Below are 13,043 nucleotides of genomic sequence, written 5' to 3'. Positions count from 1 at the left end.
GCGTGCCTACCCGCGCCCACGGGACGGCTTGCGCGGCTGCCACACCACCAGCGCGGTGCTCTTGGGCACCACCGCCACGTCGCGGCGCTGCCCGGCGCGCAGCACCGCCACCTCCTCGGTCAGCTCCTTGACGCGCTGCTGCAGCGCGTCGACCTGGTTGGTCAGCTCGATGATGCGTTTGATGCCCGCCAGGTTGACGCCCTCGTCCTGCGAGAGCCGCTGCACCTCGCGCAGCAGGTCGACGTCGTGTTCCGAATAACGGCGTCCCCCACCGGAAGTGCGCCTCGGGCTGACCAGCCCGAGGCGGTCGTAGGTGCGCAGGGTCTGCGCGTGCATGCCGGCCAGCTCGGCGGCCACCGAAATCAGGAAGGTGCGGGCCTCGTCGTGGGCCCGGTTTCTCGGGTTCCTGGCCATCAGCGATTACCTGCCCATCCCGCGCGCGGATTGAAACCACTGGACCGTTCGGCCGCCGCATAGGCCTCGAGCGCCTCCTGGGCGCCGCCCTCCAGGTTCGGCGGCACGGCCACCTTCACCGTGACGAGCAGATCCCCGCTGCCGCCGCCACGCTTGGGCACACCGCGCCCGCGCACCCGCAGGATGCGGCCGTCGGCGGTGCCCTTGGGCACCCGCACACCGACCTTGCCGTCCAGCGTGGGGACCGAAAGCGTTGAGCCCAAAGCCAATTCGGTGAAGCTGACCGGCACGGTCACCGTCAGGTCGTCGCCGTCACGGCCGAAAACCTTGTCCGGCCGCACGTGCACCGTCACGTACAGGTCACCCGACGGCGCGCCGCGCAACCCGGCCTCGCCCTGCCCCGGCAGCCGGATGCGCTGGCCGTCCTCGACACCGGGCGGGATCCGCACGTTGATGGTGCGGGTGCGGGTGGTCACGCCGGTGCCCTTGCACTCGTCGCAGGGGTGCTCGATGATCGAGCCGCTGCCCCGGCAGTCGGTGCAGGGCTCGGAGAAACCGAACGCACCCTGGTTGCGGTTGATCACGCCGGAGCCGTTGCAGCTGGGGCACACCTTCGGGCTGGTGCCCGGGCGCGCGCCGCTGCCATGGCAATTCGTGCACGGCGCCGGGCTGGTCAGCCGCAGCGGCATCGCGACGCCATTGGCCGCCTCGACGAAGTCCAGCTCGGTCTCGGTCTCCAGGTCGTTGCCGCGGCGCGGGCGGCTGGGGCGGGGACTGGCGCCGCGCCCGAACAGCCCGCCGAACAGGTCGCCGATGTTGCTGCCGCCGCTGCGGCCGGCGGCGTCGAACAGGTCGCTCAGGTTGAAGTCGGCGCCGTCCCCACCGACGTTGAAGCTGAAACCCCCACCGCCGCCGTCGAACCGGCGACCGCCGAACCCGCCGCCGGCGAACAGGCGGCGGGTTTCGTCGTACTCTTTGCGCTTGGCCGGATCCGACAGCACGTTGTGCGCCTCCGAGACCGTCTTGAAGCGTTCGCCGGCGGCCGGGTTGTCGGGGTTCGCATCCGGGTGCAGGTCGCGCGCCAGCTTGCGGTAGGCGCGCTTGATCTCTTCGGGGCTGGCGTCAGAGGAGACGCCCAGCTCCTTGTAGAAGTCCTTTTCGACCCATTCACGCTGGGCCATGTCGCGTCACCCCCTCTCGCTTTCTCTATCCATTTGTGTTGATTCTGGGCCTATTTACCTGCGGTGTCGGGCTTATCGCCCGTGTCGGGCTCGATTTCGGCGTCGCCGGCCCCGGGGACGCTGCCCGGGATGGTGTCTACGACGGCGACCATGGCGTGCCGCAGCACCTGCTCGCCCAGCTTGTAGCCCTGGCGCATGACCGTGCCGATCACCGGCGTGGAGCCGTCGGCGCCGTCACCCTCGTGCTGCACGGCCTCGTGCAGGACCGGATCGAACGCCTCGCCCTCCTCGCCGAACGGCGTCAGGCCCAGGCCCGTCAGCGTGCCCATCAGCTTGTCGGCCACCGACTTCAGCGGACCCGACTCCAGATCGCCGTGCTGGCGCGCCCGGTCGAGATCGTCGAGCACGCCGAGCAATTGGCTGACGACCGACGCCTTGGCCCGATCGGCCGCGGCCTGCTGGTCGCGCAGCGCCCGCTTGCGGTAGTTGGTGAAATCGGCCTGCACGCGTTGCAGGTCGGCGGTCAGCTCGGCCACCTTGCCGGTATCGGCACCGGCCGGCGCGGCCCCGCCCGGGTGAGCTCCGGGCTCAGCGCCGGGGGGGGCCTGCCGTACTTCGCCGGTCTCGGGGTCGATGCGCCGCTTGTCGGTGATCGTCACCTGTTCCGGGTTCGGGTTGCCGTCTGTCACTTGGCCTCCCGGTCGTCGTCGACCACCTCCGCGTCCACGACGTCATCGGCCGAACCGCTCGGGCCCGCGTCGCCGCCGGGGCCACCGGGCGAGGCGCCCTCGGCCTGGGTGGCCTCGTAGATCGCCTGGCCGAGCGCCTGGGACTCCTGGCCCAGCTTCTCCATCGCCGACTTGATCGCGGAGATGTCGCTGCCGCCCAGCGCCGACTTGGCCTCGGCCACAGCCTCGTCCACCTTGTTCAGGGTGTCCTCGGGGACCTTCGAGCCGCCCTCGGCTTCCCTTTGCTCCTTGACGAATTTCTCCGTCTGGTAGACCAGCGTCTCGGCCTGGTTGCGGATGTCGGCCTCCTCGCGGCGCTTGCGGTCCTCCTCGGCGTGCGCCTCGGCGTCCTTGATCATCCTGTCGATCTCCTCCTTGGACAGGCCGGAGCCCTCCTGGATCTTGATCGTGTTCTCCTTGCCGGTGCCCTTGTCCTTGGCGGTGACGTGCACGATGCCGTTGGCATCGATGTCGAAGGTGACCTCGATCTGCGGGACGCCGCGCGGGGCCGGTGGGATGCCGGTCAGCTCGAACGAGCCGAGCAGCTTGTTGTGCGAGGCGATTTCGCGCTCCCCCTGGTAGACCTGGATCTGCACCGACGGCTGGTTGTCGTCGGCCGTGGTGAAGGTCTCCGACCGCTTGGTCGGGATCGTGGTGTTGCGCTCGATGAGCTTGGTCATCACGCCGCCCTTGGTCTCGATGCCGAGGCTCAGCGGCGTAACGTCAAGCAGCAGAACGTCTTTCACCTCGCCCTTGAGGACACCGGCCTGCAACGCGGCACCCACGGCGACGACCTCGTCGGGGTTGACGCCCTTGTTGGGCTCCTTGCCGCCGGTGAGCTCCTTGACCAGCTCGGTCACCGCGGGCATGCGGGTCGAACCGCCCACCAGCACCACGTGGTCGATCTCGGAAACCGAGATCCCGGCGTCCTTGATCACCGACTGGAACGGCTGACGGGTGCGGTCCAGCAGATCCTGGGTGATCTTCTGGAACTCCGCGCGGGTCAGCTGCTCGTCGAGGAACAGCGGGTTCTTGTCCGCGTCGACGGTGATGTAGGGCAGGTTGATCGACGTGCTCTGGCTGGAGCTCAGCTCGATCTTGGCCTTCTCGGCGGCCTCACGCAGCCGCTGCATCGCCATCTTGTCCTTGGTCAGGTCGATGCCGCTGGTGCCCTTGAACTTGTCGACCAGCCACTCGACGACGCGGTCGTCCCAGTCGTCGCCACCGAGGTGGTTGTCACCGCTGGTGGCGCGGACCTCGACCACGCCCTCGCCGATCTCGAGCAGCGAGACGTCGAAGGTGCCGCCGCCCAGGTCGAAGACCAGGATGGTCTGCTCCTTCTCGCCCTTGTCCAGGCCGTAGGCCAGGGCCGCGGCGGTGGGCTCGTTGACGATGCGCAGCACGTTCAGGCCGGCGATCTGGCCGGCCTCCTTGGTCGCCTGACGCTGGGCGTCGTTGAAGTAGGCCGGCACGGTGATGACCGCGTCGGTGATGTCCTCACCGAGGTAGGCCTCGGCGTCGCGCTTGAGCTTCATCAGCACGCGGGCGCTGATCTCCTGCGCGGTGTATTTCTTGTCGTCGATCTCGACGGACCAGTCGGTGCCCATGTGCCGCTTGACCGACCGGATGGTGCGGTCCACGTTGGTGACGGCCTGGTTCTTGGCGGGCTGACCCACCAGTACCTCGCCGTTGCGCGCGAACGCGACGACTGACGGCGTGGTCCGCGAGCCCTCGGAGTTGGCGACGACGACGGGGTCACCGCCCTCGAGCACTGCGACGACGGAGTTGGTGGTCCCGAGGTCGATGCCGACCGCACGAGCCATAGTGATTCCTCCTGAGTGTGTAGAGCTTCTTTGGTGGCACTATGCTGAGTGAACCACGCTCAAGACTGCCCTGGCGAGCTCCCTGGTGTCAACCCAGGGTTGAGCCTTGTTCACTCAACTTGTTGACCATGCTAACGGCGGGCGCGGCGATCTTGTTCCCGGGGGGTGCATCGGGTGTGAATCCACGGCTTCGGGTGTGAACCCCGGGCGGAAAAATCGGCCTGGGGCCGCCACTGGTACACACTCGACGCCCTGCGCTCACACTCGACGCCCTGGGCTCACGCTCGGCGCACTGTCGCCGCGCCACGCTCGGGGATCATCTCCTCGATCAGCGACAACACCGCCCGGGTGGCCGCGCTGGTCGGCCGGACCGCGGACGTCGCGACGTAGAGGCGCCAGGTGAGGTCGCAGTCGGAGACGCGGACGGTGGCCAGGCCCGAGTCGCCGATCTCGTCGAGGATGAATCGGCTCAAAAAGCCGATGCCCAGGCCGTTGCGGATGTGGGTCGCGGTGGTGGCGATGTCGGCGACCTCGAGGGCGATCGTGCGCGACACCCCGGCGGCGGCGAACGCCCGGTCGACCACGGCCCGGTTGCCGTAGCCCGGCGGGCCGTCGACGAACGCCATCCCGGCCAGCTCGGCCAGGGTCACCGACTCCCGCCCCGCCAGCGGGTGGCTCGCCGGCACGACGAGCAGCAGCTGGAAGGCGGCCACCAGCCGGGTGTGCAGGTCGGCCGGCGGCCCGTCGGGAAACACGACCAGGGCGACGTCGAGGCTGCCGTCGCGCAGCTGCTGCGCCAGCCCCGCGGAACCGGCCCGCGCGGAACGCAATTGGACCAGCACGCCGGGGTGCCGGGCATGCAGATCGGCCAGCAGGGTCGGCAGGTCGATGACGTTGATCGACGTCAACGTCCCCAGGATGACCGAGCCGCGGATGGCCCCGCCGGCGGCGGCCACGGCCTCCCTGGCCGCGCGGGCGGCGTCGATGGTCGCGCGGGCATGGGGCGCCAGCTCCCGCCCCGCCGGCGTCAGCGCCACCCCGCCCGGCCCCCGGACGAACAGTTGCGCGCCCAGTTCGCGTTCGAGCGCCTTGATCGTGGCGGACACTCCGGACTGCACGACGTGCAGCCTCTTGGCGGCCCGGGTGAAGCTGAGGGTGTCGGCCACCGCGAGGAAGTAGTCCAGCTGGCGAAGCTCCACCGAGCCATTATCACCGTCGGTGATAAGCGCCATCAAAAAATGTTGTTGGCGCGTGACGGCGCCGTTAATTTAACGTTTGTCTAACTAACTTCGCGACCACCCAGCGTCAGTCCCACTCCCCCTCACTCGGACGGTGCGCCCTATGGATTTGTCGGCATCCACCCTCACCAAGACCCGGACCCGCTGGTCTTCGGCGTCCACCGACGATCAATTCGTCGTGGAAAACCCGGCGACGGGCCAGACCGTCACCGTCGTCCAGGGCGCCGGGCCGGACGAGGTGGACCAGGCCGTCCGCCGGGCCCACGCCGCGCACCTGCGGTGGAAGCAGCGCCCGGCGCGGGAGCGCGGCCGCCACCTGCGCCAGGTCGCCGAGGTGCTGCGCGCCCACGCCGACGAGATCGCCGCGCTCGAGACCCTCGAGATGGGCAAGCCCATCACCCAGGCGCGCAACTTCGACGTGGAATCGGCGATCGCCATCTTCGAGTACTTCGGCAGCCTGGTGGAGGTGCTGCCCAGCCAGGCCCGCGACTACGGCCCGGTGCTGGACCTGACCACGCTGGAGCCCTACGGGGTGATCGCGGCCATCGTGCCGTTCAACTGGCCCCCCATCCACACCGCGGGCAAGATCGCGCCGGCGCTGGCCGTCGGCAACGCCGTCGTGCTCAAACCCCCGGAGCAGACGCCCTCGGTGGTGTTGCGCATGGTCGAGCTGATCCAGTCGGTCCTGCCCGACCGCGTGGTGGAGGCGGTGCCGGGCAGGGGCGAGGTGGGCGCCGCGCTGGCCGGGCACCGGCTGGTGGGCAAGGTGTCGTTCACCGGATCGCCGAGGACGGGCGCGGCGGTGCTGCGGACCGCGGCGGGCAACCTGACCCCGACGCTGATGGAGCTCGGCGGCAAGAACCCGCTGGTGGTCTTCGACGACGCCAGCCTGCACGAGGCGCTGCTGGCCGCCGTCGACGGCGGCTTCTTCAACCAGGGCGAGGCCTGCACCGCGTCGTCGCGAATCCTGGTGCAGGACAACATCTATGCGGAGTTCGAGGCGAAGCTGTGCGCGGCGGTCGGCCGGCTGCGGGTGGGCGACGGCGCCGACCCCGCCACCGACGTCGGGCCGCTGGTCACCCGCCGGCAACAACACCAGGTGCTGGACTACCTCAGGGTCGGCGAGGCCGAGGGCGCCCGCATCGCGGCCCAGGCGCCGTTGCCCGACGATCCGCGGCTGGCCGAGGGCTTCTACGTCGCGCCGACCGTCCTGACCGGCGTCACGCCGGCCATGCGGGTGGCGCGCGAGGAGATCTTCGGCCCGGTTGTCACCCTGATGCCGTTCGCCGACGAGGACGAGGCGGTGCGGATCGCCAACGCCACGCCGTTCGGACTGGTCGCGGCGGTGTTCACGCAGGACAGCGACCGGGCGCTGCGGGTGAGCCGGCGCATCCGGGCCGGCGCCGTCTTCGTCAACAACTATCACCGGATCTCGCTCGGCACGGGCTTCGGTGGGGTCGGCCACAGCGGATTCGGCCGCGAGCACGCCCAGGAGACCCTGGCGGAGTACGGCTACACCAAGACGATCCGGCTGGCCGCCAAGCGCGACGAACTGCCGTACTGGAGCGCCGCCGCCCGGGTGCTGGCGGGCTAGTGCGCACGATAGCGCTTGAAGAGCATTACGCCACAACGGAATTCCTGAACGGCCCCGGACGCTGGCTGGCGTCGCGAACCGAAATCGCCGCGCCGATCAGCGATCTGGGCGACGGCCGCATCGCGGCGATGGACGACGCCGGCGTCGACGTGGCGGTGCTGTCGCTGGCCGCGCCGGGCGTCGAACAGCTGGACGGGCCGGAAGCCGTTCGGCTGGCCCGCGAATGCAACGACGAGCTGGCGACGGCGATCGCGCGGTACCCCGACCGGCTGGCGGGCTTCGCGGCCGTGCCGATCAGCGCGCCCGAGGCGGCCGCCGACGAACTCGAGCGCGCCGTGCGCGGCGACGGCTTCGTCGGCGCGGTGGTCAACGGGCACGGCCGGGGCCGCTACCTCGACGACCCCTTCTTCGACCCGGTCCTGTCGCGCGCCGCCGGGCTGCGGGTGCCGGTCTACCTGCACCCGACCATGCCGCCGCCGCGGGTGATCGAGGCCTGCTACGCGGGGTTCGCCCCGGAGGTGACGTTCGCGCTGTCCACGGTGGGCTGGGGCTGGCACATCGACACCGCCACGCACGTGTTGCGCCTGATCCTCGGTGGCGTGTTCGACCGCTACCCCGACCTGCAATTCATCATCGGGCACATGGGGGAGGCGACGTCGTTCATGCTGCCGCGGTTCGACGCGACGCTGAAGCCGGAATTGACCGGGCTGCGGCACCCGGTCAGCGCGTATCTGCGGCGAAACCTGAACTACACCTTCGCCAACTTCAACGACGAGGCGACCTACGCCAACCTGATCGCACAGGTCGGCGTTGAGCGCGTGTGCTTTTCGGCCGACTACCCCTTCGGGTCGATGCGCGCAGCCCGCGAGTTTTTCGACGGCCTGCCGCTGAGTGAGCACGATCGGGCGCTGATCGGCCACCGCAACGCCGAGCGGCTGCTGGGCCTCTAGCCGAATGGTCTGCGCCACTGCAGAATTGGAAACCTGGCGTAGCCGCGGTCGTTGGTTATCCAGGTGGCGCCGTTTTCGATGGCGAGCGCCGCGTGGTAGGCATCGGGAACCAAATTGGCCGTGGCGGACACCTCGCTGCACAACCGGGCAAAGATCCCCCAGTGTCTGACACCGGGCCGTAGCGGGACGGCGGCCGGGCCGCTCCGCACCGCCTCGCAGAACTCGAGGACGTCGGCGGTGCGGCTGGGCTGCCGATAAATCCGGTGGTTCGTGGCCAGGCGGACCACCGCCGAAAGGACCAGCTCGCTGACTCCGATGGGCTCATGGCCGGTCATCGAGCGTTGGAGCCAGTCGACGTATTGCGAGTGCGCTGTGCTGTCCCGACGGAACGCATAGAGCAGGACGTTGACGTCAGGGCACAGCATTGTCGCCCAGCAAATCCGCCAGCGCTTCGCGGTCCTCGAGGTTCACCCCGGGCTGCAGCCCGCCGTCGCCGCCAGTGGGAAACGACCACGCCGACGGCGGGGCGGCCGCCGGTTGACCCTTGAGCAGCACGCGCAACGCATCGTCGATCACGTCCCCGAGCGAGCGCCGAGTTTTGGTGGCCATCAGCTTCGCCTCGGCCAGGAGCTCATCGGAAATGTTCACGGTCGTGCGCATGGGTCATCATAGCATCATGGTTCTGCATCATGATGCGTCTCAGGCCGGCCCGAGGGGCTCGGCTCAGGGCTCGTCGATGTCGGCGCCGCCGGCGAGGTCGGTGCAGTCGACGGCCTCGACGTCACCCCGCTCGCGCAGGTACGCCCCCGCACCCTGATCCCCGGACAGCCGGGCCAGCACCCCGGGCCAGTGCCGGCGCGCCAGCACCACCGGATGCCCGGGCCGGCCGCCGAAGTACGCGCGCGCCAGGCCGGTGGCCGACTCCGCCGCACGGGCCAGGACCCGCGCCACCACGGCCGGGCCGACGTCGGGGGTGTCGATGACGTGCAGAGCCGCCAGATCCGCCTGCCCGCGGCCCGCCTCGGCCAGCCCGGCACGCACCGACGCGCTCAGCCCGTCGCGCCAATCCGCGGCGAGGACCGTGGTCGCTCCCGGCGGGGCGGCGACCTCCGCAGCGCCCAGGACCACGACGACGTCGGCGCAGCCACCGTCACGCAGCGCGCCCACCGCGGTCTCCAGCCAGCCGTCTACCAGGACTTTCGGCTTGCCGTAGCGGCGTCCCGCCCCCGCCGCGAGCAGCACGCCGACACTGCGCGGCACGAATGACGCCGAACCCGTCGACTGCGATAACGGCACTCTCCTATGATGACATTCAGCTTCTCATCCAGCGACAACCGATGGAGCGACATGACCCAGGACGTGCAAGGGGCCCCCGCGGCCGCCACAGCCCCGGCGCCGCGGTACGCCGGCACCCGCGTCCAGCGCGTGGAGGACCTCCGGCTGCTCACCGGACGCGGCGGCTTCGTCGACGACATCTCGCGGCCCGGCATGCTGCACGCCTGCTTCGTGCGCAGCCCGTTCGCGCGCGCGAAGATCAACGGCATCGACGCCTCCGCGGCCCTGGCGCTGCCCGGGGTGCGCGCGGTGTTCACCGCCGCCGACCTCAACCCCGACGTCAAGGAGGCGTGGCACGCCGTCGCGGGCAAGGACGTCGCCGACACCCCGCGCCCGCCGCTGGCCGAGGGCGAGGCGAAGTTCGTCGGCGACCCCGTCGCGCTGATCGTCGCCGAGAGCCGCTACATCGCCGAGGACGCGCTCGAGCTGGTCGACGTCGACTACGACCCGCTGCCCGCGATCACCGACTTCACCCGGGCGCAGTCCTCCGAGGTGCTGGTGCACGACACCTATGCCGACAACGTCGCGGGCGGGATGGGCGGCGCGCCGCCGGACGAGGAGCTGTTCGCATCGGCGGCGTGCGTGGTGAAAGAGAACATCTACCAACAGATCTACGCGCCGGTGCCGATCGAGACCCGCGGTCTGGTCGTCGAGTGGGAGGCCGCCTCCGGCGAGCTCACCCTGTGGGCGTCCACGCAGACCCCGCACGAGCTGCGGGCCTTCTGCGCGCGGCTGTTGGGCATTGCGGCACAACGGGTTCGGGTCATCATGCGCGACACCGGAGGCGCCTTCGGCCAGAAGGTGGTCCCGATGCGCGAGGACATGTGCATCATGCTGGCCGCCCGCAAGGTGCCGGCGGCGCTGAAGTGGATCGAGGATCGCCGCGAGAACCTGATGTCGGCGGGCCAGGCCCGCCACGTCGACGGGACCGGGCGCATCGCGTTCGACGACGACGGCAACATCGCGGCGGTCGACATCGACTTCGTCCAGGACATCGGGGCCTACCCGACGCCGTATCCGGTGCTGACGACGGCCGCGATCGGCATGTTCTTCCCGGGGCCCTACCGCGTGCCCAAGGCCAGCTTCAACTACAAGACGGTGTTCACCAACACCAGCGGCCTGCACGCCTACCGCGGCCCGTGGCAGTACGAGACGCTCGCGCGCGAAATCCTGCTCGACATCGCCGCGCGCAAGATGCAGATGGACCCCGTCGAGCTGCGCCGGCGCAACCTGTTGCGCCGCGACGAGATGCCCTACTTCAACCCCAACGGCATGCCCTATGACCACGTCGCCCCCAGCGAGACGTTCGAGCAGGCCGTGAAAATCCTTGACCACGAAGGGTTTCGCAAGGAACAGCGCGAAGCGCTCGCCCAGGGCCGCTACCTGGGCCTGGGCTTCTCGGCCTACATCGAGCCGACCGGCGCGGCGACGGGCCACCTGGCCACCGAGGGCTGCACCGTCCGGATGGAGCCGACGGGCAAGATCAACGTCTACGTGAACGGCGGCTCGAGCGGTAACAGCCTGGAAACCACCGTCATTCAGCTGACCGCCGACGCGCTGGGCGCCGACATCGACGACGTGTCCACCATCCAGGGCGACACCGCGATCACCCCGTACGGCGCCGGGACCCAGGGCAGCCGCAGCGGCCCGATGACCGCCGGGGCGGTCGAGGAGGCCGGCGGGATCCTGCGCAAGAAGATCGTCGCGCTGGCCGCGCACCATTTGAAGGTGGCCGAATCCGAAGTGGAGCTGGCGCATTCGGCCGCGGCGGTGCGCGACGACCCGTCGAAGCAGGTGAGCTTCGGGGAACTGGCCTACGTCGCGTACTACTCGCCGCAGGCGCTGCCGCCGGGGATGTCGCCCGAGCTGGAGGCCACCGCCCGCTACGTCGCCAAGGCACCCATCCTGTGGGCCAACGCCACCCACGCCTGCACCTGCGAGGTGGACGTGGCCACCGGCAAGGTCACCCTGTTGCGCTACATCGTCAGCGAGGACGTGGGGCCCATGATCAACCCGGCCATCGTCGAGGGCCAGATCGCCGGCGGCACCGTGCAGGGCATCGGCGGGGCGCTGATGGAGGACATGGCCTACGACGACGACGGCAACCCGCTGGCCACCACGTTCGTCGACTACCTGCTGCCGACGACCACCGAGGTGCCGCCCATCGAGTTCGGCCACGTCGAGATCCCCGGCCCCGGGCCCGGTGGGTACAAGGGCGCCGGCGAGGGCGGGGCCATCGGCTCGGTGCCCGCGGTGATCAACGCCATCAACGACGCGCTCGCGCCGCTGGGCGTCACGATCACCCGACTACCGGCCAGCCCCGCGTCCATCGCGGCGCTGCTGAACGAGGCGGCCCGATGAAGCCCGCCGCGTTCGACTACCACCGCCCGGACACCATCGAGGACGCGGTGCGCCTGCTCGCCGAGCTGGGCGAGGACGCGAAAATCATTGCGGGCGGCCAGAGTTTGGTCCCGATGCTGTCGATGCGCCTGGCGTACTTCGACCACCTCATCGACATCTCGAGGCTGAGCGAGCTGCGCGGCATCGAGGCGCGCGGCCAGGAGCTGTGGATCGGCGCGGGCACCACCGAGGCCGCCGTCGGCGTCGATACCCAAGTGCGCCAGGCGGTTCCGCTGCTGACCCGGGCGACGCCGTTCGTCGGACACTTCCAGATCCGCAACCGCGGCACCCTCGGCGGCTCGGTCGCCCACGCCGATGCCGCCGGCGAATACCCGGCGGCCGCGCTGGCGCTGGACGCGGTGATCGAGGTGCTGTCGCCGCGCGGGACCCGCGAGATCGCCGCCGCGGACTTCTTCGTCGGGCTGTGGGAAACCACGATGGCACCCGACGAGGTGCTGACCGGGGTCCGGTTCCCGGTGTGGAACGGCAGGTCCGGGTTCGCGATCCACGAATTCTCGCGCCGCCACGGCGATTTCGCGATCGCGGGCGCGCTGGTCGCCGTCTCGCTCGGCGACGACGACCGGGTGTCGCGCTGCGGGATCGGGCTGCTGGGCCTGGGCTCCACGCCCCGGCGCGCGACGGCGGCCGAGGCCGCGGTGATCGGCAAGCCGGTCAGCGAGCTGGTGCCCGAGGAGATCGGCCGGGCCGCGATGACCGGGCTCGACGACATTCCGACCGACCTGCAGGGGTCGGCCGACTATCGCACCCAGGTGGGCGCCGCCATGGCCGCGCGCGCCTGGTCGCAAGCCATCGAGGAAGCGAGGGCGCGCAATGCCTGAACAACCGGTCCAGTTGTCGGTCAACGACACCCCGATCACGGCCACCGTCGAACCGCGCATGACGCTGGCGGACTTCCTGCGCGACAAGTGCGGGCTGACCGGAACCCATCTCGGTTGCGAGCACGGGTCGTGCGGCGCCTGCACGGTCCTGGTGGACGGCGCGGCCGTGCGGTCGTGCCTGATGTTCGCCGTGCAGGCCGACGGCCTGGAGGTGACGACGGTGGAGGGCGTCGCATCGCCGGACGGCACCCTGTCGCCCGTGCAGTCGGCGCTGCGGGAGTGCCACGGGCTGCAATGCGGTTTCTGCACGCCGGGTTTTGTGATGTCGTTGACCGCGCTGCTGCGCGACAACCCCGACCCCACCGACGAGGAAATCCGCGAAGGCCTGTCCGGCAACTTCTGCCGCTGCACGGGCTATCAGGGCATCGTCGCCGCCGCGCACCGGGCCGCCGAGCTGCAATCGGTCACGCAGCGGTAAACCTGCGCCATCGACTCGGCATCGATAAGCCCGCGGTTGCAGCAACTTTCGCGCCGCCACGCG

13 protein-coding genes are annotated in these 13,043 nt (G+C 70.2%); 5 read left to right on the top strand and 8 right to left on the bottom strand.

Annotated features, from left to right (window positions below; all coding sequences use genetic code 11):
* Positions 1-6: 6 nt before the first annotated feature.
* The 5 genes from AC5Y43_RS16935 to AC5Y43_RS16915 all read right to left on the bottom strand — a co-directional run bounded on the left by AC5Y43_RS16935 (position 7) and on the right by AC5Y43_RS16915 (position 5,378).
* Positions 7-414, bottom strand: a complete 408-nt coding sequence (locus AC5Y43_RS16935) for a heat shock protein transcriptional repressor HspR (RefSeq protein ID WP_499974285.1) — start codon at positions 412-414, stop codon at positions 7-9.
* The gene (gene dnaJ / locus AC5Y43_RS16930) at positions 414-1,595 is read right to left on the bottom strand and encodes a molecular chaperone DnaJ (RefSeq protein WP_499974282.1); all 1,182 of its coding nucleotides are present in this window, start codon (positions 1,593-1,595) and stop codon (positions 414-416) included. The genes AC5Y43_RS16935 and dnaJ overlap by 1 nt, the downstream gene beginning before the upstream one ends.
* Positions 1,596-1,645: 50 nt before the next feature.
* Positions 1,646-2,284 (bottom strand): nucleotide exchange factor GrpE, encoded by a 639-nt coding sequence (gene grpE / locus AC5Y43_RS16925; RefSeq protein WP_499974281.1) that lies wholly within the window; start codon positions 2,282-2,284, stop codon positions 1,646-1,648.
* Positions 2,281-4,146, bottom strand: coding sequence for a molecular chaperone DnaK (gene dnaK, locus AC5Y43_RS16920; protein ID WP_499974279.1), 1,866 nt, complete (start codon positions 4,144-4,146; stop codon positions 2,281-2,283). Before dnaK ends, grpE begins: the two co-directional genes overlap by 4 nt.
* A gap of 278 nt (positions 4,147-4,424) precedes the next feature.
* Entirely contained in the window at positions 4,425-5,378 is a 954-nt protein-coding gene (locus AC5Y43_RS16915; RefSeq protein WP_499974276.1) for a LysR family transcriptional regulator, read from the bottom strand.
* Between the two features lie 109 nt (positions 5,379-5,487).
* On the opposite strand from AC5Y43_RS16915, the gene AC5Y43_RS16910 reads away from it, so the two are divergent.
* Together AC5Y43_RS16910 and AC5Y43_RS16905 are read left to right on the top strand one after the other, a co-directional pair.
* Positions 5,488-6,978 carry an aldehyde dehydrogenase family protein gene (locus AC5Y43_RS16910; RefSeq protein WP_499974275.1) on the top strand — a complete coding sequence of 497 codons (1,491 nt, stop codon included), beginning with the start codon at positions 5,488-5,490 and terminating at the stop codon, positions 6,976-6,978.
* Positions 6,978-7,928, top strand: coding sequence for an amidohydrolase family protein (locus AC5Y43_RS16905; RefSeq protein ID WP_499974274.1), 951 nt, complete (start codon positions 6,978-6,980; stop codon positions 7,926-7,928). Before AC5Y43_RS16910 ends, AC5Y43_RS16905 begins: the two co-directional genes overlap by 1 nt.
* Here AC5Y43_RS16905 and AC5Y43_RS16900 read toward each other — a convergent pair.
* The 3 genes from AC5Y43_RS16900 to AC5Y43_RS16890 form a co-directional block, all read right to left on the bottom strand.
* Complete coding sequence (locus AC5Y43_RS16900) at positions 7,925-8,353, bottom strand: type II toxin-antitoxin system VapC family toxin (protein ID WP_499974273.1); 429 nt, start codon at positions 8,351-8,353, stop codon at positions 7,925-7,927. The two genes, AC5Y43_RS16905 and AC5Y43_RS16900, sit on opposite strands and share 4 nt — an antisense overlap.
* Positions 8,340-8,588, bottom strand: coding sequence for an antitoxin (locus AC5Y43_RS16895; protein ID WP_499974271.1), 249 nt, complete (start codon positions 8,586-8,588; stop codon positions 8,340-8,342). The genes AC5Y43_RS16900 and AC5Y43_RS16895 overlap by 14 nt, the downstream gene beginning before the upstream one ends.
* A 63-nt stretch (positions 8,589-8,651) precedes the next feature.
* Positions 8,652-9,224: a nucleotidyltransferase family protein gene (locus AC5Y43_RS16890; protein WP_499974270.1), complete on the bottom strand. Its 573-nt coding sequence runs from the start codon at positions 9,222-9,224 to the stop codon at positions 8,652-8,654.
* 51 nt (positions 9,225-9,275) lie between these two features.
* Between AC5Y43_RS16890 and AC5Y43_RS16885 the strand changes: the two genes are divergently transcribed.
* From AC5Y43_RS16885 to AC5Y43_RS16875, 3 genes are read left to right on the top strand one after another with little or no spacing between them, the layout of a single operon-like run.
* Positions 9,276-11,624, top strand: a complete 2,349-nt coding sequence (locus AC5Y43_RS16885; protein WP_499974555.1) for a xanthine dehydrogenase family protein molybdopterin-binding subunit — start codon at positions 9,276-9,278, stop codon at positions 11,622-11,624.
* Entirely contained in the window at positions 11,621-12,502 is an 882-nt protein-coding gene (locus tag AC5Y43_RS16880) for an FAD binding domain-containing protein (protein ID WP_499974269.1), read from the top strand. Before AC5Y43_RS16885 ends, AC5Y43_RS16880 begins: the two co-directional genes overlap by 4 nt.
* Entirely contained in the window at positions 12,495-12,980 is a 486-nt protein-coding gene (locus AC5Y43_RS16875) for a (2Fe-2S)-binding protein (RefSeq protein ID WP_499974268.1), read from the top strand. Before AC5Y43_RS16880 ends, AC5Y43_RS16875 begins: the two co-directional genes overlap by 8 nt.
* Positions 12,981-13,043: the final 63 nt, after the last annotated feature.

The organism is Mycobacterium sp. NGS57 (assembly GCF_059812405.1).
This window is presented reverse-complemented; position numbering and strand designations above follow the sequence as displayed.

Excerpts from the sequence above, each read along its gene's own strand:
- AC5Y43_RS16935 (WP_499974285.1), bottom strand. The coding sequence starts at position 414 with ATGGCCAGGAACCCGAGAAACCGGGCCCACGACGAGGCCCGCACCTTC.
- dnaJ (WP_499974282.1), bottom strand. The coding sequence starts at position 1,595 with ATGGCCCAGCGTGAATGGGTCGAAAAGGACTTCTACAAGGAGCTGGGC.
- dnaK (WP_499974279.1), bottom strand. The coding sequence starts at position 4,146 with ATGGCTCGTGCGGTCGGCATCGACCTCGGGACCACCAACTCCGTCGTC.
- AC5Y43_RS16915 (WP_499974276.1), bottom strand. The coding sequence starts at position 5,378 with ATGGCGCTTATCACCGACGGTGATAATGGCTCGGTGGAGCTTCGCCAG.
- AC5Y43_RS16910 (WP_499974275.1), top strand. The coding sequence starts at position 5,488 with ATGGATTTGTCGGCATCCACCCTCACCAAGACCCGGACCCGCTGGTCT.
- AC5Y43_RS16900 (WP_499974273.1), bottom strand. The coding sequence starts at position 8,353 with ATGCTGTGCCCTGACGTCAACGTCCTGCTCTATGCGTTCCGTCGGGAC.
- AC5Y43_RS16895 (WP_499974271.1), bottom strand. The coding sequence starts at position 8,588 with ATGCGCACGACCGTGAACATTTCCGATGAGCTCCTGGCCGAGGCGAAG.
- AC5Y43_RS16885 (WP_499974555.1), top strand. The coding sequence starts at position 9,276 with ATGACCCAGGACGTGCAAGGGGCCCCCGCGGCCGCCACAGCCCCGGCG.
- AC5Y43_RS16880 (WP_499974269.1), top strand. The coding sequence starts at position 11,621 with ATGAAGCCCGCCGCGTTCGACTACCACCGCCCGGACACCATCGAGGAC.
- AC5Y43_RS16875 (WP_499974268.1), top strand. The coding sequence starts at position 12,495 with ATGCCTGAACAACCGGTCCAGTTGTCGGTCAACGACACCCCGATCACG.